The organism is Mesorhizobium sp. M8A.F.Ca.ET.181.01.1.1, assembly GCF_004792025.1.
Taxonomy (GTDB): domain Bacteria; phylum Pseudomonadota; class Alphaproteobacteria; order Rhizobiales; family Rhizobiaceae; genus Mesorhizobium.
On the sequence record NZ_SRTV01000001.1, the window covers coordinates 658450 to 676561 of the forward strand.

Annotated in this window: 20 protein-coding genes and 1 pseudogene; 10 read left to right on the top strand and 11 right to left on the bottom strand. The window is 63.0% G+C overall.

The window, feature by feature from the left end:
* Window positions 1–45: 45 nt before the first annotated feature.
* Entirely contained in the window at window positions 46–1695 is a 1650-nt protein-coding gene (ettA, locus tag EN824_RS03255) for an energy-dependent translational throttle protein EttA (protein WP_135931895.1), read from the top strand.
* 47 nt (window positions 1696–1742) lie between these two features.
* Window positions 1743–2513: a trans-aconitate 2-methyltransferase gene (gene tam, locus EN824_RS03260; protein ID WP_127278583.1), complete on the top strand. Its 771-nt coding sequence runs from the start codon at window positions 1743–1745 to the stop codon at window positions 2511–2513.
* Window positions 2514–2691: 178 nt separating this feature from the next.
* Here tam and EN824_RS35835 read toward each other — a convergent pair whose 3' ends face one another.
* Entirely contained in the window at window positions 2692–3276 is a 585-nt protein-coding gene (locus EN824_RS35835) for a transposase (RefSeq protein ID WP_245520940.1), read from the bottom strand.
* 74 nt (window positions 3277–3350) lie between these two features.
* Between EN824_RS35835 and EN824_RS35840 the strand changes: the two genes are divergently transcribed.
* Window positions 3351–3866, top strand: coding sequence for a hypothetical protein (locus EN824_RS35840; protein WP_245464384.1), 516 nt, complete (start codon window positions 3351–3353; stop codon window positions 3864–3866).
* Here the strand turns inward: EN824_RS35840 and EN824_RS35845 are convergent.
* A pseudogene (locus EN824_RS35845) lies at window positions 3825–3944 on the bottom strand (transposase); the annotation flags it as partial. The gene EN824_RS35840 and the pseudogene EN824_RS35845 overlap by 42 nt on opposite strands.
* Window positions 3945–4287: 343 nt before the next feature.
* Window positions 4288–4899 carry an NAD(P)-binding domain-containing protein gene (locus EN824_RS03270; RefSeq protein WP_127278584.1) on the bottom strand — a complete coding sequence of 204 codons (612 nt, stop codon included), beginning with the start codon at window positions 4897–4899 and terminating at the stop codon, window positions 4288–4290.
* A gap of 82 nt (window positions 4900–4981) precedes the next feature.
* Here EN824_RS03270 and EN824_RS03275 point away from each other — a divergent pair, with 82 nt between their 5' ends.
* Both EN824_RS03275 and EN824_RS03280 read left to right on the top strand, forming a co-directional pair.
* Entirely contained in the window at window positions 4982–5755 is a 774-nt protein-coding gene (locus EN824_RS03275) for a helix-turn-helix transcriptional regulator (RefSeq protein ID WP_127278585.1), read from the top strand.
* A gap of 270 nt (window positions 5756–6025) precedes the next feature.
* The gene (locus EN824_RS03280; protein ID WP_127278586.1) at window positions 6026–7147 is read left to right on the top strand and encodes a beta-ketoacyl-ACP synthase III; all 1122 of its coding nucleotides are present in this window, start codon (window positions 6026–6028) and stop codon (window positions 7145–7147) included.
* 20 nt (window positions 7148–7167) lie between these two features.
* Here the strand turns inward: EN824_RS03280 and EN824_RS03285 are convergent, their stop codons facing one another.
* The 3 genes from EN824_RS03285 to EN824_RS03295 form a co-directional block, all read right to left on the bottom strand.
* Window positions 7168–7734 carry an isoprenylcysteine carboxylmethyltransferase family protein gene (locus EN824_RS03285; RefSeq protein ID WP_127278587.1) on the bottom strand — a complete coding sequence of 189 codons (567 nt, stop codon included), beginning with the start codon at window positions 7732–7734 and terminating at the stop codon, window positions 7168–7170.
* Window positions 7735–7851: 117 nt separating this feature from the next.
* Entirely contained in the window at window positions 7852–8268 is a 417-nt protein-coding gene (locus tag EN824_RS03290) for a glyoxalase/bleomycin resistance/extradiol dioxygenase family protein (RefSeq protein WP_135866336.1), read from the bottom strand.
* A gap of 5 nt (window positions 8269–8273) precedes the next feature.
* The gene (locus tag EN824_RS03295; RefSeq protein WP_127281080.1) at window positions 8274–8693 is read right to left on the bottom strand and encodes a hypothetical protein; all 420 of its coding nucleotides are present in this window, start codon (window positions 8691–8693) and stop codon (window positions 8274–8276) included.
* A 190-nt stretch (window positions 8694–8883) separates the two neighbouring features.
* Here EN824_RS03295 and EN824_RS03300 point away from each other — a divergent pair, with 190 nt between their 5' ends.
* Together EN824_RS03300 and EN824_RS03305 are read left to right on the top strand one after the other, a co-directional pair.
* The gene (locus tag EN824_RS03300) at window positions 8884–9420 is read left to right on the top strand and encodes a TetR/AcrR family transcriptional regulator (protein WP_281041225.1); all 537 of its coding nucleotides are present in this window, start codon (window positions 8884–8886) and stop codon (window positions 9418–9420) included.
* Window positions 9421–9457: 37 nt separating this feature from the next.
* Window positions 9458–10075, top strand: coding sequence for an MOSC domain-containing protein (locus EN824_RS03305; RefSeq protein ID WP_135866338.1), 618 nt, complete (start codon window positions 9458–9460; stop codon window positions 10073–10075).
* A 38-nt stretch (window positions 10076–10113) separates the two neighbouring features.
* Here EN824_RS03305 and EN824_RS03310 read toward each other — a convergent pair whose 3' ends face one another.
* The 4 genes from EN824_RS03310 to tsaA form a co-directional block, all read right to left on the bottom strand.
* Window positions 10114–10953 carry an SDR family oxidoreductase gene (locus tag EN824_RS03310; RefSeq protein ID WP_135881932.1) on the bottom strand — a complete coding sequence of 280 codons (840 nt, stop codon included), beginning with the start codon at window positions 10951–10953 and terminating at the stop codon, window positions 10114–10116.
* A 154-nt stretch (window positions 10954–11107) separates the two neighbouring features.
* Window positions 11108–12064, bottom strand: a complete 957-nt coding sequence (locus EN824_RS03315; RefSeq protein WP_135931896.1) for a D-amino acid aminotransferase — start codon at window positions 12062–12064, stop codon at window positions 11108–11110.
* A 137-nt stretch (window positions 12065–12201) separates the two neighbouring features.
* On the bottom strand, window positions 12202–12516 hold the full coding sequence (locus EN824_RS03320; protein WP_135881930.1) for a DUF2293 domain-containing protein: 315 nt from the start codon (window positions 12514–12516) through the stop codon (window positions 12202–12204).
* Complete coding sequence (tsaA, locus tag EN824_RS03325; protein WP_135916652.1) at window positions 12513–13037, bottom strand: tRNA (N6-threonylcarbamoyladenosine(37)-N6)-methyltransferase TrmO; 525 nt, start codon at window positions 13035–13037, stop codon at window positions 12513–12515. The genes EN824_RS03320 and tsaA overlap by 4 nt, the downstream gene beginning before the upstream one ends.
* Window positions 13038–13214: 177 nt before the next feature.
* Between tsaA and EN824_RS03330 the strand changes: the two genes are divergently transcribed.
* Both EN824_RS03330 and metF read left to right on the top strand, forming a co-directional pair.
* Window positions 13215–14237, top strand: a complete 1023-nt coding sequence (locus tag EN824_RS03330; protein ID WP_127279245.1) for a metalloregulator ArsR/SmtB family transcription factor — start codon at window positions 13215–13217, stop codon at window positions 14235–14237.
* A complete protein-coding gene (metF, locus tag EN824_RS03335; protein WP_135928328.1) occupies window positions 14237–15154 on the top strand; it encodes a methylenetetrahydrofolate reductase [NAD(P)H] in 918 nt (305 codons plus the stop codon). The genes EN824_RS03330 and metF overlap by 1 nt, the downstream gene beginning before the upstream one ends.
* 410 nt (window positions 15155–15564) lie before the next feature.
* Here the strand turns inward: metF and EN824_RS03340 are convergent, their stop codons facing one another.
* On the bottom strand, window positions 15565–16482 hold the full coding sequence (locus tag EN824_RS03340; RefSeq protein WP_135881928.1) for a DMT family transporter: 918 nt from the start codon (window positions 16480–16482) through the stop codon (window positions 15565–15567).
* A 279-nt stretch (window positions 16483–16761) separates the two neighbouring features.
* Between EN824_RS03340 and EN824_RS03345 the strand changes: the two genes are divergently transcribed.
* The gene (locus EN824_RS03345; RefSeq protein WP_135928329.1) at window positions 16762–17982 is read left to right on the top strand and encodes an alanine racemase; all 1221 of its coding nucleotides are present in this window, start codon (window positions 16762–16764) and stop codon (window positions 17980–17982) included.
* Window positions 17983–18112: the final 130 nt, after the last annotated feature.

An 18112-nucleotide genomic window follows, 5' to 3' on the forward strand; every position in this document is an offset into this window, starting at 1 on the left:
CCATTCAATTCGGCAAATCCAGTCAGTTTTTCAGGGAAAGCGCGCGTGGCACGCCAGTTCATCTATCACATGTCCGGCCTGTCGAAGGCCTATGGCACCAAGAAGGTGCTCGATAACGTTCATCTGTCCTTCTATCCGGACGCCAAGATCGGCATCCTCGGCCCCAACGGTTCGGGTAAGTCGACGATCCTGCGCATCATGGCCGGGCTCGACAAGGAGTTTCAGGGCGAGGCCTGGCTGGCCGAGGGCGCGACCGTGGGCTACCTGGCGCAGGAGCCGCAGCTCGACAACAGCAAGACCGTGATGGAAAACGTCATGGACGGCGTTGCCAGGAAGACCGCCATCATCGAGCGCTACAACGAGCTGATGATGAACTATTCCGACGAGACGGCGGATGAGTCCGCCAAGCTCCAGGACGAGATGGACCGGCTCAACCTGTGGGATCTCGAGCAGCAGGTCGAGATGGCGATGGACGCGCTGCAGTGCCCGCCGGCCGATTCTGAAGTGACCAACCTGTCGGGCGGTGAGCGTCGCCGCGTCGCGCTGTGCAGGCTGCTGCTGCAACAGCCGGATCTGCTGTTGCTCGACGAACCGACCAACCATCTCGACGCGGAGACCACCGCCTGGCTGGAAAAGCACCTGCGCGACTATCCGGGCTCGGTGCTGATCATCACCCACGACCGCTACTTCCTCGACAACGTCACAGGCTGGATCCTCGAGCTCGACCGTGGCCGCGGCATTCCCTACGAGGGCAACTACACCAGATATCTCGACGCCAAGGCCAAGCGCCTGATCCAGGAAGGCCGCGAGGACGATGCCCGCCAGAAGTCGATCTGGCGCGAGCGCGAGTGGATCCAGTCGTCGCCCAAAGCACGCCAGACCAAGTCCAAGGCGCGTATCAAGGCCTATGAGGAACTGGTCGAGCAGTCGCAGAACCGCAAGCCGACCGACACGCAGATCGTCATCCCGTCGAGCGAGCGCCTCGGCAACGTCGTCATCGAGGTCGAAGGCCTCAACAAAGGCTTTGGCGACGAGCTCCTGATCGAGAACCTGTCGTTCAGGCTGCCACCGGGCGGCATCGTCGGCGTCATCGGCCCGAACGGCGCCGGCAAGACGACGCTGTTCAAGACCTTCACCGGCCAGGAGAAGCCGGACGCGGGCACAGTGCGCATCGGCGAGACGGTCAAGCTCGGTTATGTCGACCAGAGCCGCGACGCACTCGATGCGAACAAGACGGTGTGGGAAGAGATCTCAGGCGGCGCCGAGATCATCAAGCTCGGCAAGCACGAAATCAACAGCCGCGCTTACTGCTCGTCCTTCAACTTCCGTGGCGGCGACCAACAGCAGAAGGTCGGCAATCTCTCGGGCGGTCAGCGCAACCGCGTGCACCTCGCCAAGATGCTGAAGGGCGGCGGCAATGTGCTGCTGCTCGACGAACCGACCAACGACCTCGACACCGAAACGCTGGGCGCGCTAGAAGACGCGCTGGAAGCCTATGCAGGCTGCGCGGTCATCATCAGCCACGATCGCATGTTCCTCGACCGCATGGCCACCCACATGCTCGCCTTCGAGGGCGACGCGCATGTCGAATGGTTCGAGGGCAATTTCGAGGAATACGAGAAGGACAAGCTGCGCCGCCTGGGCGCGGAAGCAGCGGCCCCGCACCGCATGACGCACAAGCGGCTGACGCGGTAAGGGGTTGATTGGGCGGCGAATTTCTCTGGGATACGAGGAGAGCTCAAATGGCTGATTGGTCCGCCGCCCAATATCTGAAATTCGAGGACGAACGCACACGGCCGGCGCGTGCCCTCGTAGCACAGGTGCCGGTCGACTTTCCGCGCCGGGTCGTCGACATCGGCTGCGGGCCGGGCAATTCGACCGAACTTCTGGTCGAGCGCTGGCCGGATGCGCAAGTGAGCGGCTTCGACACCTCGCCCGACATGATCGAAAAGGCGAGGGCGCGCCTGCCCAATGTCAGCTTCGACCTCGCCGATGCGGCGACATGGCAGCCGGCCGCGCCGGTCAACGTCATTTTCGCCAACGCCGTCTTCCAGTGGCTGCCGGAACATCCGGCGGTGTTCCAGCGCCTGATGGGTTTTCTGGCGCCCGGTGGCGCGCTGGCGATCCAGATGCCCGACAATATGGGCGAGGATTCGCACCGCCTGATGCGGGAAACCGCCGCGGAAGCGCCTTTCGCGGCAAAGATACAGGGAGCGGCGCGTGCGCCGCTGCCGCCGGTATCGTTCTACTATGACCTGTTGTCGCTGCTCTCCGCTCGGCTCGACATCTGGCACACCATCTACAACCATCCGCTGGCCGACGCCGAGGCGATCGTCGAGTGGGTCAAGGCCACCGGGCTGAAGCCGTTCCTCGATCCGCTGGAAGCGGACGAACGCAAGCTGTTCCTCGACAGCTACACGGCCAGGATCGCCAAGGCCTATCCGAAGACCGCCGATGGCAAGGTGCTGCTGCGGTTCCCCCGCATTTTCATTGTCGCCAAACGGGCTGGATAGGCTCGCGTAAATCTTGCAGACCGTCCGAGAACTCTTCTAGCGATAGAGGGTAGCTCGATTCCGGCGTGAACGGCAGCTTCGGGCGCGATTTCGTAGTTTTCCGCTTCCTGAGCGTGTGAGCGGCGTTCCCAAGGCGCAACGATGTCTGTTTGGGCCAGAACACCGCAAACGAGCCACCCTATGCCTGTAGGGCCGCGATCAGGCCGGGAACGCCAATGAGCGTGATGGCTCTTTTGATGTTGTAGGCGAGCGCGGTCAGGCTGAACTCGCCGCGGACGTTGTCGAGTCGCCGCATCAGGAACGTACCCTGACCCATCCACTGTTTGATCGTGCCGAACGGATGCTCGACGCTTTCGCGCCGCCGGTCGAGAATGTCGGGCCGGTCAGCTAGCCCCGCCGCCATGCGGTCGAGCACCGCCTCGTTCTCAAGGCGAGAAACGCGGCGGAAGCTTTTGGTGCAGCGCTCGCGCAGGTGGCACGCCTTGCAAGCATCGCGGTTGACGTAGTCGATCTTCACATTGTCGCGCGATTTACCAAAATGACGCGGCGAAAGCACATGCTCGCCCGGGCAGAGATAAACGTCCTTTTCCAGATCGTAGCGGAAGTCCTCCTTGGAAAAGAAGCCTTGAGCGACGGCAGGACCGCGGATCGGCTTGGGCACATAAGCGGTGATGCCCGCCTTCTCGCAGACCTCGATATCCTCGATCTTGAAGTAGCCCCGATACGCAACTGCCTCGATGCGCTCGACCTCCAGCGTCTCCATCGCCGCTTAGACCGCCGGCGCCAGAAGCCCATATCGAGCACCTGGTTGCACACCTCCTGTTCGGCGATCAGCTTGTGCTTCACGTCCACGGCCAGTTGCACGTTGTAGCCGACGCCGACCTTCGTCATGCGTGCCATGGCGCGGGCATCGCGATCGGTCAGCGAGATCTGGTCCTCGCCGGTGCGATCCAACTCGTCCAGCATCGCCTTGTGGCGATCCCGCTTGCCCTTTATCGCCGCGATCTTCTCCGCAAGGCCGCCGCCATGACCGCCGGGGCCAGTGCCGCTACCGACCTTGTCCTCATCGGCATCGCTTTCGTCGAGCCGCTTCATGCAATCGGCCAGCTTCTCATCCGCTTCACGGATGAACTTCGAGAGCGACCCGCGTGTGAAGTTGCGATCCTTGTTGTTCACCGCCTTGATGCGCGTGCCATCGACGGCCAGCAGCTCTCGGCCGAACAAGTCGAGTTGCCGACACAGGATGACGAACTCGCGAAACACCTGCCGAAACGCGGAGCGGTTCACCCGGCGGAAGGCGGCGATCGTGCGGAAATCCGGCTTCAGGTGCCGCAGAAGCCAGATCACCTCTAGGTTGCGATGAGCCTCAGCTTCCAGCCGTCGGCTCGACCGGACGCGGTTGATATACCCGTAAACGTACAGCTTAAGCAGATCGGCAGGATCGAAACCCGGAGCGACCCGTCTCCTTCGCCGTCACCCGCTCGAAGCCAGCAGCGGCAAGATCAAGGCCATCAACGAAGGCCTCAATGAAGCGAACCGCATTATCCGGCCCGACATATTCGTCTACTGATTCAGGCACAAGGAGTAGTTGTGAGCGGTCTGTTCCTGATAGACGTCCCATGGGAAAATATATCATGGCAGGCTAGCGTAAGGAATCTCCGCTGGTACGGCGGGCTCGATCCTTTCATCAGAAATATAGAATGCCCGCATCCAGATCGACTGAGATGCGGGCAATCCGTACAGCGCAGCGAACGCTGATTTCGGCGTCCGAAGTTCAGGCGGCGGCGGCAGTCGCCCTGCCTTCGTCGCGCATCACGAAGCCAATCCGATCACCATGGCCGAGACCATAGCCGAGCTGGATCATCAGCTCCGCCATCGGCTCCAGATACCGGGCGTTTGAGAGCGGACCAGAAAAGATCGTTGTGAACCCCATCGCCCCCGCGAGACCAGCGACGGTTTGCGCGGCGGCCTCGTGATCGCTCGCAATGAACACCGGAACTTCGACGCGGTTGCCGGCAGCGCGCTGAGCAAGAAGAGCGGCGAAGACCGTATTAAACGCTTTCACGACATGGGCGCCAGGCAAGCGCAGCGCGATTTCCTCGGCGGCCGAGCTCGTATGGCCGACCGTCAGGCTCATGTAGTCGGTCGCGAGCGGGTTGGTGATATCCACCACGACCTTGCCGCTAAGCGCCGCGACGACGGCTCTGTCTTCGCGGAGTGCCAGCGCCTGTTCATACTTCGTCGCGAGGATCACAACGTCCGCGCTCTGTAGAGCCGCCACAGGGTTCGTCTTGCTGTCGAAGCTCTGGACCTGATGCTCTGCCGCCTGCGCGAGAAGCGCAAGGGGGGTACCCATGTTACCCTTGCCAAGAATTACGATTTTCATCAACGCATCTCCGTCGTTTCTGTCGATGGAGAGAGCGTAGACGGCCACAGTATGGTAGTCTCGCCCATAGGTGTCAAAAAATATGGCCAAACAGACAACTCGTAACCCAATCGTCGATCCGGACGCATCGTTACGCCCTGTGTTCGTTCTCTCCGATCGGCACGACCGGGTAAATGTACCGTGGCACTCCCACCGGCGCGTTCAGCTCATTCATGTCAGCACTGGCGTTCTGACGGTCAGAACGCGAACGGCGCGCTTCGTCATACCGCCACAGCGCGCCGTATGGATGGGTGGCGGGATCGAACACCGGATCGAGGCCCGATCTCCTTTCTGGCTAACCACCTGCTACGTCGAACCGGAACGTGTGAACATCCCGATCATGCCTCGCGTTGTCGCGGTGGATCGGCTCGCGGACGAACTTCTGATTGCCGCGTCGAAGTTTGGCGATTCCTATCCAGAGGACGGACCGGAAGCGCGGCTCATGTCCGTCCTTCTCGATCGTCTGCAGGGTCTGCGGCCATCGGATATAGCGCTTCCCGAACCTGTCGATGAACGGTTGCACCGCATTACCGACCGCCTCCTTCTCGATCCAGCCTGTAATCGCCCACTCTCGATCTTGGCTGCCGAAGCTGCGCTGACTGAGCGCACGGCCGCGCGCTGGTTTCTTCGCGACACGGGAATGACTTTTGGTCGATGGCGGCAACAAATGCGGCTTCAGCACGCACTCGAACATTTGGCGGTCGGTGAGAGCGTCACTCAAGCCGCCTTAGCCGTCGGCTATGCGGACGTTTCCTCGTTCATCGTGGCCTTCAGGAATCTTTTCGGCCAGACACCAGCGCGTATTCTCGATCCCTGACGATCTCGCCCCCGGGAATGTCGATAGCGTCATATCTCTAACGCGGTCCAACGCGATACATCCCATCTCTACAATTGAGCATATCGCGTGAATCAGTCGCGAAACTTAGGCAGTCCGTCTGAAAACCCTTATCAGGAACCGCTCCGAGGGTTTTCAGACGGACTGCCTGGTTTAATCCGGCGTAAACCGGCCTGATGAGAAAAGTGTTGCGCCGAAGCGTTTCGGCGCCCACATGAAGCCGCATCGCTCGCGGATGGGACGGACTGAAACATGCATCGCGTCATCATCAGCGGCATCGGCGCCGAAATCCCCAAGCCTGTCATCACGAATGAGGAACTGGTCGCCAGTTTCAACGCCTGGGTCGACACGGAGAACGCGCGGCGCCAGGCTGCCGGCGAGACGCTGCTGCAGAAATCGGATGCCGACTTCATCGTCCATGCCTCGGGCGTGCGCGCCCGCCACGTGATCGAACGGGAGGGCATTCTGGACCCGACCCGCATGGCGCCGCGCATTCCGGCGCGCCCGGACGACGCGCTCTCGCTGCAGGCGGAATTCGGCGTCGCTTCGGCGGGGAAGGCGATCGAGCACGCCGGCATCGAGGCGTCGGACATCGATCTGGTGATCTGCTCGTCCTCGCATCAGCAGAGGCCATATCCGGCGATCGCCATCGAGATGCAGGAGGCGCTGGGCACGCGGGGTGCCGGCTTCGATATGGGGCTTGGCTGTTCGTCCGCGGCGGCGGCGCTGCACATGGCGGTCAATCTGGTGCGCTCGGGCGCCCACAAGCGCATCCTGGTGACCACGCCCGAGATCATCACCGGCCATCTCAATTTCCGCGACCGGCAGACGCACTTCATCTTTGGGGACGCTTCGGTGTCGATGGTGGTGGAGGGGCTCACCCAGGGCGAGAGGCGGCCGGGTCGATTCGAGGTGCTGGACACGCGCCTCTGGACGCAGATGTCGAACAACATCCGCACCAATCTCGGCTATCACACCCGCACTGCCCAGGATGATCCCTACATGATCGACCTGGAGGGCAATCTCATCAAGCAGGTCGGCAACAAGGTGTTCAAGGAAGTCACCGTCGCCGGGCACAAATTCATCGTCGAATTCCTCGCCGAACACGGGCTGACGCCGGAGGCGATCAGGCGCTTCTGGCTGCACCAGGCCAATGCGCGCATGAATGCGATGATCCTGAAACTGGCATTCGGCCACGATGTTGGCCATGACCGCGCACCCATGGTGCTGGAGCGGCTCGGCAACACGGCGGGCGCCGGCGCCATCATCGCGCTGTCGGAGAACCATGCCGACATGAAACCAGGGGATTTCGGCCTGATCTGCGCGTTCGGGGCGGGATATTCGATCGGCGGCGCGCTTTTGCGCATGCTCTGAATGGAGGACGCCGCGCCGCGTCAGGCCGGCGTGAAGGGAACCAGCATCGGCACCCGCCTGGCGTAGTCGTCATAGGTTGGGCCGAGTTCGTCGCGCAGGAAACGCTCCTCCAGCCTGGCTTTCACAACGACGCCGATGATGAGCAGGGCCGTGCCCGCAATGCCCCAGACCGTGCCCTTCGCCACCATGGTGGCGAGTACTGCCAACAGCAGCCCGGTATAGATCGGATGCCGGACCAGGCGATAGGGGCCGGTGTCGACCACGCGATGCTCCGCCTTGGCGGTGACCGTGGCGGACCACAACCGCCCGAGATGGATACGCGCCCACCAGGCGAAGCCGATCCCGACCGCAATCACGGTAACGCAGGTCCAGGCTTCGGCAAGGGTCGGCGTCCACAACCTCAGCCGGCCCTCATAGCCATGCGCTGGGACGAACAGCAGGACGGTGCCGGCCAGCCAGAAGACGCGATAGCGAGCCTCCGCCCCAATGGTGGCGCGCTTTTGGGCCGGATCGGCCCATAGGGCAGCCGCGAGCCATGTGACCACCCAGATCAACCAAAGCGCCGCGATTGCCGCTCCGGGACGCATGAGAACCTCCGTCGACGGTCTCGACCTCACCATGAAGCCGACGCAGCGCGGCGACAATGCTGCGTGGCGCCGTTCTTCGGTAAGAAGGTCGTGATCGAGGCGGTTGGCGACCGGCGTCTATTCATTGGAGCAGCTGAACATCCACTGCACGCCGAAGGCGTCGACCAGCATGCCGAAGCTGGTCCCCCAATATTGCCGGGCAAACGGCACGGTAATCCGGCCGCCCTCGGCCATGCGGGCGAAAAGCTCCTGGCGGGCGAGAACCTCTGGCGCCGCGGCGGGCCCGTCGAATTCGAGCATCATGGCGGAGCCCTTCATCGGCTCCGCGTCGTCATTGTCCGACGCATGGAACAGCACACCCGGACCTTCGAAGCGAGCATGCAGGACCTTTCCGCGCATGGCCTCGGTGCGCACCGGCATATTGTTGTCGCCCCAGCGCAGCAGGATCGTTCCCCGGCCAAGACCGCATTGTTCGTAGAAGGCCAGCGCGGGCTCGCAGTTGGTGGTGAAGAACAGCGAAGGGGAGAGCCGCATGTTCGTCAATGCGCGGCGGCAGCGGCCGCGATCAGCGCGTCGCCTGTATACTGCCGGTCACCGATGCCCCAGCCGCCGTCGGGCGCGTTGACGATGTTGATCCAGGTGTTTTCCGGCCTGTGCCCCGGTACGCAGAGTTCGCCGACAATTCGGGCGGCGGCAGTGATAAAGGTCTCGCGGGCTTCGACGGAGCCAAGGCCGATATTGGGCAATTTCAATTCGACCATGACGACTGGCCGGTTGGCACCGCCGGCGTAAATGTTGCGCGCCGGCAGGACATGGACGGTGCCGCCGACGATCGCGGTGAAGAATGAATTGCCGGCGGCGCCGGAGGCTTCGATGAGGGCAGCGCTCAGGCGTGGCAGGATTTCGCGCTCTCCCGCCGGGGTCAGGACGCCTTCCGGCGCTGTCACGGTGATCGGCATTTGATTTTCTCCTCGGGTGTACGGCCTCACCGGGAGGTCATCTTCCGGCTTGCCAAGTTTCGTATCAATTGATATGTTATAAGGGAAAGGCGAGTCAACAGGTTTCGTATCGATCACTATGGAAAATTCGGACAAGCAACGCGGCGGCCGGCCGCGCGCATTCGACCCCGACCGGGCGCTCGATGCCGCGATGCATCTTTTCTGGGAGCATGGCTATGAGGCGACGTCGCTGGCCATGCTGCGCGAAGCGATGGGGCTGACGCCGCCACAGATCTACAACGCCTTCACCGACAAGGAGACTTTGTTCCGCAAGGCGTTGATGCGCTACCACGAGACCGAGATAGGCTTCGCCCTGGAAGCGCTGAGCGCGCCGGTGTCGACGGGGGAGGCGATGCGGCGCTTGTTGCTGGGCGCCGCGGAGGCCTATTCCAGGCCCGGCAAGCCGGGAGGGTGTCTTTTCGTCAGTGGCGCGCTGGCGGCTTCACCGCAGGCACAAGCCATTGCGGATGAACTCAGGACCTACCGCAAGGAAAGCGAAGCGGCGATCGCGGCGCGGCTTGCCAAAGGCAAGGCAAAAGGCGATTTGCCCCAAAACCTCTCTGTCGAAGACTTCGCCAGATATATTGCTGGTGTCATGAATGGCATGTCGATCCAGGCGCGGGACGGTGCGTCGGCCGAAGAGTTGCGCGTTTTGGCCCAAACCGCTCTTGCGGCCTTGCCGGCCTAAGGGCAAAACCAGAGCGCGTCATCAAGGATTGAAGCCCATGCTGGATCTCTTCCCCGAGGCCGAGAAGCCGGTCGAAATCATCCCGGCGAAGAAGCTTTCAGCCCGCGCGGCCGCGCTCTATGTCGCGCCATCGGATCATTTCCAGACGCGTTCGGTGGACGAATTGCGGCTGGGTTTCGACGGCATATCGGGCGATTTCCATGCCGGGCCGACGCGGCGCTCGGGCGGACGCGAGCCGTGGTACCCGCGCGGCACCGAGATGCGCAATGAAAGGCAATTGTCCATCGTGGCGGCGGACGAATTGGCCATTGTCGCCGAACGGATGGGGCTCGCCGAAATCAAGCCCGAGTGGATCGGTGCCAATCTGGTGATCGAAGACGTGCCGCATCTGTCGATGCTGCCGGCCGGCACGCTGTTGTTCTTCAAGGGCGGCGTGACCCTCAAGGTGGACGCCCAGAACGGACCATGCCGTATCGCCGGACGATCGATCGCCGAGAACGTCGGAATGGCCGATGTCGAAGCCGGTGCGCTATTGTTTCCCAAGGCGGCGAAGCGGTTGCGCGGCGTGGTCGCCTGGGTTGAAAAGCCCGGCATCGTCAGCACCGGCGAAGAGATTTCGGTGCGCGTGCCGGAGCAGTGGATCTACCAGGCATAGCTACGCCGCCCGGGAGGCGGCGCAGCAAATACCAGATGTCAGCCCTTGCGGTTCTTGTTGGCGCCTTGCGCCATGACGGAGACGTGGTCCCACTTGTCCCAGGTGGCGAGGCGGTTGGCGTATTCCTGGCGGATCATCGGCAGGCCGCCATCGCCGAAGAATATCCGCAGCGGCGGCTCGGCCGAATCGACGATGGCCAGCATCGCCGGCCCTGTCGCCTCGGGGTCGCCGGCAACCGAGTTGGCGCGGCGCTCGGCCATCTTGGCGCGGGCAGGCGCATAGGCCTCGATCGGCTTGGAGACCTTGGCCGATGCTCCCGACCAGTCGGTGGAGAAACCGCCCGGTTCGACCAGCGTGACATGAATGCCGAATTCCGCGACCTCGATGGCTAGCGACTGGCTGAAGGCTTCCAGCGCCCATTTCGAGGCATGGTAGAGGCCGAGCGAGGCAAAGGCATTGACGCCGCCGATCGACGAGATCTGGATGATGTGGCCGGACCGCTGCGCCCGCATGATCGGCAGGGCTGCCTGGGTGACCCACAGCGCGCCGAACACATTGGTCTCGATCTGGTCGCGGGCTTCCTGCTCGCTGACTTCCTCGATGGCGCCGAAATGGCCGTAGCCGGCATTGTTGATGACGACGTCGAGCCGGCCAAAGCGCTTGTGCGCCTCGGCGATAGCGGCATCGACGGCTTTCTTGTCGGTGACGTCGAGCTTTAGCGCGGCGATGTTGTCGCCGTATTTTTCGACGAGATCGGCGAGCGTGCCTGTGTCACGGGCGGTCGCGGCAACGCGATCGCCACGCGCCAATGCGGCCTCGGCCCAGACGCGGCCAAAGCCCTTCGACGAACCGGTGATGAACCAAACCTTTGATGTCATGATGTGGGATCCCTTGCCCCTGCGGGCGCAATTTCTGGATGGAAACGGAGGCTTCTCCGCTTCCGGGCATATACGGCCTGTCCGGTGATTTTCCAGAGGCGAGGGGAACCTTTTTGAACTCGGGGCTTCCCCGCAGAACAAGAAATCGTGTGAATCAGGGGTAGTTCACCGGGGTCGACCAGGCAGGGTCGTCGTGCTTTTGCCAGTAGAGCGCCATCAGTCGGCTGGTGATCGGCCCGACCTTGCCGTCCGCGATCTCAGCACCGTCGATCTCCGTCACCGGCATGATGCCGCCGGCGGTCGAGGTGATGAAGACTTCGTCGGCGCCGCGCAACATGGCCACGCTGACGTCCTTGGCCGTTGCCGAGAGGCCGGCCTCCGCGCAGAGATCGAAGACAGTGCGGCGGGTGATGCCCGGCAGCACGCCGATGGCCGGCGTCGACAGTCTGCCGTCCTTGACGCGGAAGACGTTGAAGCCCGGACCTTCGGCGACATTGCCGTTGAAGTCGAGAATGAGGGCCGTCTCGGCGCCGCGATCATAGGCATCGTAGAGGCCGCGCACGAGGTCGAGCCAGTGGTAGTTCTTGATCTTCGGATCGATCGAGGCCGGCGGAATGCGCACCTTGTCGCTGATGGCGACACGCAGGCCGCGCTGCAACTGCTCGGCATTGGCGACCGAGCCGAACGGCACGGCGAACGCCATGAAGCGGTTGATCGCCTGGCGCGGGTCGCGGCTGAAGGTCGGCGAAGCGCCGCGCGTGCACAGCATCTCGACATAGGCGGCGCGATGACCCGAAAGTGCTACGCAATTGTGCAGGATCCCGGCCACGCCATCGCGATCGAATGGGATCGTCATGCGCAGCTTGTCGAGCCCGCCGAAGAAACGATCGAGATGCAGATCGAGGCGAAAGAAGCGGCCGTTCCAGACATGCACCGTATCGTAAGTGGCGTCCGAGTGCAGAAAGCCCCAATCCAGCACCGAGACCTTGGCTTGCGACATCGGCAGGTACTGGCCGTCGAGGAAAGCGATGCCGTCGGGATAGGAATGCGGGTCTACGTGGTGGTCGCCGACCTGGGGCAGGGACGGTATATCTTGTGCGATTTGGCTCATCGGCAGCTCCTAGCCATGGCGTCACAAGCTATTGCCGGCAGCCCGAGCGCATAGAGCCAGTGGTCCGACTTCAGTCATCCTCGAGATGAAGACCCGGCCAGCATGACGCGGTGAGCGCCATGCGGCCCGGCACAACCTCATTCCTCCTCGTCATCGGCGTCGAGCAGGCGGGTGGCGCGCCAGCGTGTGAGCACGATGTTGGTCTGCTCGATGACGAAGAAACGCGCCGAGTCGCGATCATAGCCCTCGGCCAGCAGCTTTTCGTAGTCGGTGTGCATGTGACGGATATGGGCAATCGTCGCCAGCCAGACCGCGATCGTGGGCGGCAAGGTCTTCATATGCACCGAGCCGGCGTCGGTGCGAATCTTCTCCATGTCGGCATAGGGGGCCAGCGGCAGAAGTGCTGTCAGCGCCTTGGCGATGGCGCGGCGGCGGCCGGTCGGAGCGGTCATCGCTCCTCGCGCCCCCCAACGGTCGCCTCGGCAATGGCATCGGTCGAGGCGAAATAGGGCTTGATGTCGATGACCGGCGTGCCGTCGAGCACGTCGATGGCGTCGAGGTCGATGCGCCCAGTGGAAACGTCGAGCGCGACGAGCTTGGCCACGTGCAGGCCGACCGGGTTCGGCCGGGCAGGGGAGCGCAACCCGAATACGCCTTTGGCATCAGCCGCATGGCGGGGCTTTTGCACGATCAGATTCCGCGGTGCGTGGTGCAGCCAGGACAGGATGACGACGTGGCTGGCGCGCTCCAGGCCTTGCAGGCCGCTGCGGTAGGGCGCGTCGATGGTCAGCACCGCCGGCTGTCCCGTTTCGCGTGCGGCGCGCATGTTCTTCGGGCAGCTTTCCCGGGTGGTCCAAGGCGAGGCGATACGGCCGATGAAGACGATGCCGCCATCCGGCGGCATCGTCGCCGGATCCTGGTCCAGTCTCCGCTCGCCTTCGCGTGCCTCGAACATCTCACGCGGTTCGCTCATCGGCCGATCTTCCTGCTGATGCATGTCATTGTTCCAAAACCGCTACACGTTTTTGGACGCCATGCACCGAAAAATCACGCATGCGGCATTTTCTTGTCCGGAAGCGACATAGCGCTTGCGTGCTTTCGAAAATCGACATAAACATATGTTTATATCTTTTTCAAAGAGAATACGCTAATGCATGTCTCGCTCGACACCATGGTGGATACGCTGAAGGCGGCGGCCGAATCCAGCCGCCTGCGCATATTGGCACTGTTGTCGCGCGGCGACCTCACCGTTTCCGACCTTACCGAAATTCTCGGCCAGTCGCAGCCGCGTGTCTCGCGGCACCTGAAACTGCTGCTCGAGGCCGGGCTGATCGGCCGTTACCAGGAAGGGTCGTGGGCCTTCTTCCGCCTGTCGGACGCTGATTCCGCGCGGGACTTCGTTATGGGGCTGGTCTCCGGCATTCGGGGCGCCGACCCGCAGGTCGAGCGTGACCTGGAGCGGCTGACCTCGGTCAAGCGCAAGCGCCAGGACCGCGCCACCGAGTATTTTTCGCAGAATGCCGCAAGCTGGGATCATATCCGCTCGCTGCATGTGCCCGACCGCGCCGTGGAGGCCGCGATGCTGAAGCTGGTCGGCAAGCGGCCGTTCCAGTCGATGCTCGACCTTGGCACCGGCACCGGGCGGCTGCTCGAAATCTTCTCGCCGCTCTACCGGCGCGGCATCGGCATCGACATGTCGCGCGAGATGCTGACCGTGGCGCGCGCCAATCTCGACAAGGCCGGCGTTTCGAATGCGCAGGTGCGGCAGGGCGATATCTTCTCGCCGCCGGTCGAGCGCGATGCCTTCGATCTCGTCACCATCCACCAGGTGCTGCACTATCTCGACGATCCGGCCCGCGCCATCCACGAGGCAGCGCGGCTGCTGCGCCCGGCGGGCCGTCTGGTCATCGTCGATTTCGCGCCGCACGCGCTTGAGTTCCTGCGCGACGAGCATGCGCATATGCGGCTGGGCTTTTCCGACCGGCAGATCGGGGAGTGGTTCTCCGAAGCCGGCCTCGATCTCGAGGATGCCCAGGAATTCGAACCGCGCGGCGGCAACGAGGCCAGGCTCACCGTCAAGCTTTGGCTTGGCCGCGACCGGCGCCTGCTGATCGCCGATCCTGCCAACGCCAGCCAGCAGACCAGAGTGAGCTCGATAGGGGAAATCGCCTGATGAACCAGTTTCGTTTTTCCCGCCGTCCCGATATCGGCGACAAGGTCAGGGTTTCGTTCGAGTTCTTCCCGCCGAAGAACGACGAGATGGAGGCAAGGCTGTGGGATACGGTCACAAGGCTGGAGCCGCTGCAGCCGAAATTCGTCTCGGTGACCTATGGCGCCGGCGGCTCGACACGTGAGCGCACGGCGCGCACCATCGGCCGCATCCTGAAGGAGACCAGCCTGACGCCGGCGGCGCACATGACCTGCGTCGATGCCGCCCGCCATGAGGTCGACGCTGTGATCCGGGAATTCACCGACATGGGCGTGAAGCGCTTCGTCGCCTTGCGCGGCGATCCGGCGGAAGGCGTCGGCGCTGCCTACCGGCCGCATCCGGACGGCTACGCCAATGGCGCCGAGCTGGTCGGGGCGCTGAAGGGCGCCGGCGATTTCGACATCTCGGTTTCGGCCTATCCGGAAAAGCATCCGGAAAGCCCTGATTTCGCCACCGACATCGACATGCTGAAGCGCAAGGTCGACAATGGCGCGACGCGGGCCATCACCCAGTTCTTCTTCGACAACGATCTCTACGAGCGTTACGTCGAGCGCGCGCGCCGCGCCGGCATCTACATCCCGATCGTGCCCGGCATCCTGCCGGTGCACAATTTCACCCAGGTCGCCAATTTCTCGGCGCGCTGCGGCGCGCTGGTGCCGGCTTGGCTGGCCGAGCGCTTCGACGGCCTGCAGAACGACCCACAGACGCATGCGCTGGTGGCATCCGCGGTGGCCGCCGAGCAGGTGCTTGACCTGGTCGAGCGCGGCGTTGGTGATTTTCACTTCTACACGATGAACCGGGCCGATCTGGTGTTCGCCGTCTGCCACATGATCGGCATCCGCTCGCACGAGGCGGAGGTCGCGGGTTCCGCTGCTGCGTAACGGTCGGCTGGAAAAGCAAAAGGCCGGGTAAAAACCCGGCCTTTCGAATTGGTTGGACTATTAGGTGCTGGTCTTCCCCGTCTTGGCGGGTTCAGGGAAGGACGCCCATAATGAGGGCGCCGATGAAAGCAAACGCAGCACAAATCATCAATGCGTTGATTGGCCTCGTAAGTCCCATGACATAGCCTCCTCTTAAAGAGCTATGCCCCGGAGTCTAGGTTCATTTGTGCCACAGGCAAGCGGAAAATGTGCTGCATTGCGACGTAAATGTGGAATTCGCGACCTCGGTTTTGCCGTTAGCCGTTGAAACTCTTCGGCAAAAGCCGGCTTCATGCCTGTGAATAAATTATGGCCGGATGGTGTCGTTGGCGTGTCATGACAGCGCTACCGCGATGCGGGCATGCCGCGCACTAACGTCTTCCGAACAGGCGCCCGTCGATGGTGACAAGGCCGAGACCGATCAGCACCACGCCGCCGATCTCGAACAGTTCGAGCCGTTCGCCGAGGAACAGGAAGCCGAGCAGCATGGCGCTGGCCGGCACGATCAGCGTGACCAGCGAGGCGTTGGTGGCCCCAGCCGAGGCGACGAGGTTGAAATAGAGGATATAGGCGAAGGCCGTCGATAGAAGCGCCAGCGCCAGCACCGCCGCCCACACCGGCGGCGAGGCGGAGAACAGGCCGGCGGGGCCATGGGCGAAGAGCACGATCGGGATCATGATGATGGTCGAGGCCGTCAATTGTCCGGTAGCGACGACCGGCGAGGGCACGCCCTTGAAGCGGCGGGCGACCATCAGCGCAACGCCATAGGAGAGCGATGCGCCGATCAGCGCGAATTTGGCCCAGACCGGGCCGCCGAGCCCGGCGAGCAGGCCGGGACCGATCATCACGGCGGTGCCGGCGACACCGAGCCCGATGCCGGCGAGCTTGTTCCAGGACAGCTTTTCGTCCGAGGTCAGGGCATTGGCGAGGATCAGCGTCCAGAACGGTGTCGTCGCGTTCAGCACCGAGGCGACGCCGGCACCGAGCTGGGTCTGGCCGGCGAAGATCAGCGAGAAGGGGACGACGTTGTTGGTGAAGGCCAGCAGGAAGAACAGGCCGGCATGCGGCAGAGCGAGGCGGAAAGACGGGCCGCGCAAGCCGAGATAGAGCTGCAGCGCGATCGCGGCGATGGCGACGCGAAACAGCACCAGCACCAGCGGGTGAAGTTCCGCCACCGCGATGCGGGCGAAGAAGAACGAGCCGCCCCAGATCGCGCCGAGCAGCAGCAACTGGCCCCAGTCCTTGAGCGCCATCGGTCCACGTGACGCAGATGTAGCGGTCACTGCCATATGAATCCTCCCCCAGATGGCCGGAATGCCAACCACAAGGCAGAAGCCATATCCGGTTCGCCGACAAGGGCCACCCGAAACTGGACCGATGGCCTTCTGACAAGCCAATGCGGCACCGTCAGGGGGCGCGAGACAGAGAATTGTATTCATTGCAGCGCCGCGCGTCTCCAGAGACGCGCAAAGGACGCTGCAAGATGAAAAGTCGAAATTGACTTTCGGGGTCATGCGCTAGCCGCTAGCTTGGATTAATTGTGCGCAGTCGAAGTCGAGGATTCGTCCATGCAGCGATTCGAGAATGCCCGCGAGGCGGCACTGGCGCTTCGCCCGGACGATCCGGTCTATTGCTTCCGCCCGCAGGTGCTGAAGGCCGATGCCAGGCAGTTCATGGGCATGTTCCCCGGCAAGACCGCCTATGCGGTCAAGACCAATGGCGAGCAGATCGTGCTGAAGACGCTGGTCGAGGCCGGCGTCACTGCCTTCGACGTCGCTTCCCCAGGCGAGTTCGCCGCCGTGCGCGCTGTCTCGCCCGATGCCGAGATGCTCTACATGCACCCGGTCAAGGCACAGTCCGACATCAAGCTGGCGCTGGAAAAATACGGCATCCGCGTCATTTCGCTCGACCATGAGGACGAGATCACTAAGCTGACCCGGGTGGTGCGGGCGCTCGATATCGATCCGGGCGCGGTCACCGTCTTCGTGCGCGTGCAGACCAAGGGGCATGCCGCCTACGAGCTGTCGAAGAAATTCGGCGCCGGGCCGGCCTATGCGGTCGAACTCGCCGAGCGGCTGAACCGCACCGGCTACAAGGTCGGCCTGTGCTTCCACGTCGGCAGCCAGATCGAGGACCCCGACACCTATGAGCGGGCATTGGCCTCGGCCGACTGGGTGCGCAACCGGCTGACCTTCGACATTGCGGGGCTCGATGTCGGCGGCGGTTTTCCGGCCGAATACGGACATGATCCCAACCGCAAGCAGATCGAGATGCCGTCGCTCGGCCAGATCATGTCGCGGCTCTCCGGCGACCTGAAGGAATATCAATTCGACCAGGTACCGCTCGTGGCGGAGCCGGGCCGGGTGATCGTGGCGCGCTGCCTGTCGCTGATCGTGCGCGTGCTCCTGCGCAAGGGCAAGCGGCTCTACATCAATGACGGCATCTGGGCGTCGCTATCGGATTCATGGACCGGCAAGATCACGCTGCCGGCGCGCTTCATCCCCGATCCGGCGATCCGCACGCGCAATGGCGACGAGAACAACATCGTGCCGTTCAAAGTGTGCGGCGCGACCTGCGATTCCGTCGATATCCTGTCGCGGCCGTTCTGGCTGCCGGAAACCGTCGATACCGGCGACTGGATCGAGATCGGCCATATCGGCGCTTACTCGCTGTCGCTCAGGACACGCTTCAATGGCTTTTATCCCGATACTTTCGTCGAGGTGACGACGCCCTTCGACGAGGGCGACGCGCCACAGGGATTTGCGAGCCTGGAGACGATGGCGGATTAAGCTTTCTTCCTCCTCCTTTTGTGGGCCTATTGCGTAATTGGCTGGTTGTGATTCCCTGAGATGAAGCTCGGAGGAATCGCAATGCGGGCCAGGTCCAGCACCTTCGGGGCGAAGAGTTCTTGCGGCATGG

Excerpts from the sequence above, each read along its gene's own strand:
- tam (WP_127278583.1), top strand. The coding sequence starts at position 1,743 with ATGGCTGATTGGTCCGCCGCCCAATATCTGAAATTCGAGGACGAACGC.
- EN824_RS35835 (WP_245520940.1), bottom strand. The coding sequence starts at position 3,276 with ATGGAGACGCTGGAGGTCGAGCGCATCGAGGCAGTTGCGTATCGGGGC.
- EN824_RS03270 (WP_127278584.1), bottom strand. The coding sequence starts at position 4,899 with ATGAAAATCGTAATTCTTGGCAAGGGTAACATGGGTACCCCCCTTGCG.
- EN824_RS03275 (WP_127278585.1), top strand. The coding sequence starts at position 4,982 with ATGGCCAAACAGACAACTCGTAACCCAATCGTCGATCCGGACGCATCG.
- EN824_RS03280 (WP_127278586.1), top strand. The coding sequence starts at position 6,026 with ATGCATCGCGTCATCATCAGCGGCATCGGCGCCGAAATCCCCAAGCCT.
- EN824_RS03285 (WP_127278587.1), bottom strand. The coding sequence starts at position 7,734 with ATGCGTCCCGGAGCGGCAATCGCGGCGCTTTGGTTGATCTGGGTGGTC.
- EN824_RS03290 (WP_135866336.1), bottom strand. The coding sequence starts at position 8,268 with ATGCGGCTCTCCCCTTCGCTGTTCTTCACCACCAACTGCGAGCCCGCG.
- EN824_RS03295 (WP_127281080.1), bottom strand. The coding sequence starts at position 8,693 with ATGCCGATCACCGTGACAGCGCCGGAAGGCGTCCTGACCCCGGCGGGA.
- EN824_RS03300 (WP_281041225.1), top strand. The coding sequence starts at position 8,884 with ATGCATCTTTTCTGGGAGCATGGCTATGAGGCGACGTCGCTGGCCATG.
- EN824_RS03305 (WP_135866338.1), top strand. The coding sequence starts at position 9,458 with ATGCTGGATCTCTTCCCCGAGGCCGAGAAGCCGGTCGAAATCATCCCG.
- EN824_RS03310 (WP_135881932.1), bottom strand. The coding sequence starts at position 10,953 with ATGACATCAAAGGTTTGGTTCATCACCGGTTCGTCGAAGGGCTTTGGC.
- EN824_RS03315 (WP_135931896.1), bottom strand. The coding sequence starts at position 12,064 with ATGAGCCAAATCGCACAAGATATACCGTCCCTGCCCCAGGTCGGCGAC.
- EN824_RS03320 (WP_135881930.1), bottom strand. The coding sequence starts at position 12,516 with ATGACCGCTCCGACCGGCCGCCGCCGCGCCATCGCCAAGGCGCTGACA.
- tsaA (WP_135916652.1), bottom strand. The coding sequence starts at position 13,037 with ATGAGCGAACCGCGTGAGATGTTCGAGGCACGCGAAGGCGAGCGGAGA.
- EN824_RS03330 (WP_127279245.1), top strand. The coding sequence starts at position 13,215 with ATGCATGTCTCGCTCGACACCATGGTGGATACGCTGAAGGCGGCGGCC.
- metF (WP_135928328.1), top strand. The coding sequence starts at position 14,237 with ATGAACCAGTTTCGTTTTTCCCGCCGTCCCGATATCGGCGACAAGGTC.
- EN824_RS03340 (WP_135881928.1), bottom strand. The coding sequence starts at position 16,482 with ATGGCAGTGACCGCTACATCTGCGTCACGTGGACCGATGGCGCTCAAG.
- EN824_RS03345 (WP_135928329.1), top strand. The coding sequence starts at position 16,762 with ATGCAGCGATTCGAGAATGCCCGCGAGGCGGCACTGGCGCTTCGCCCG.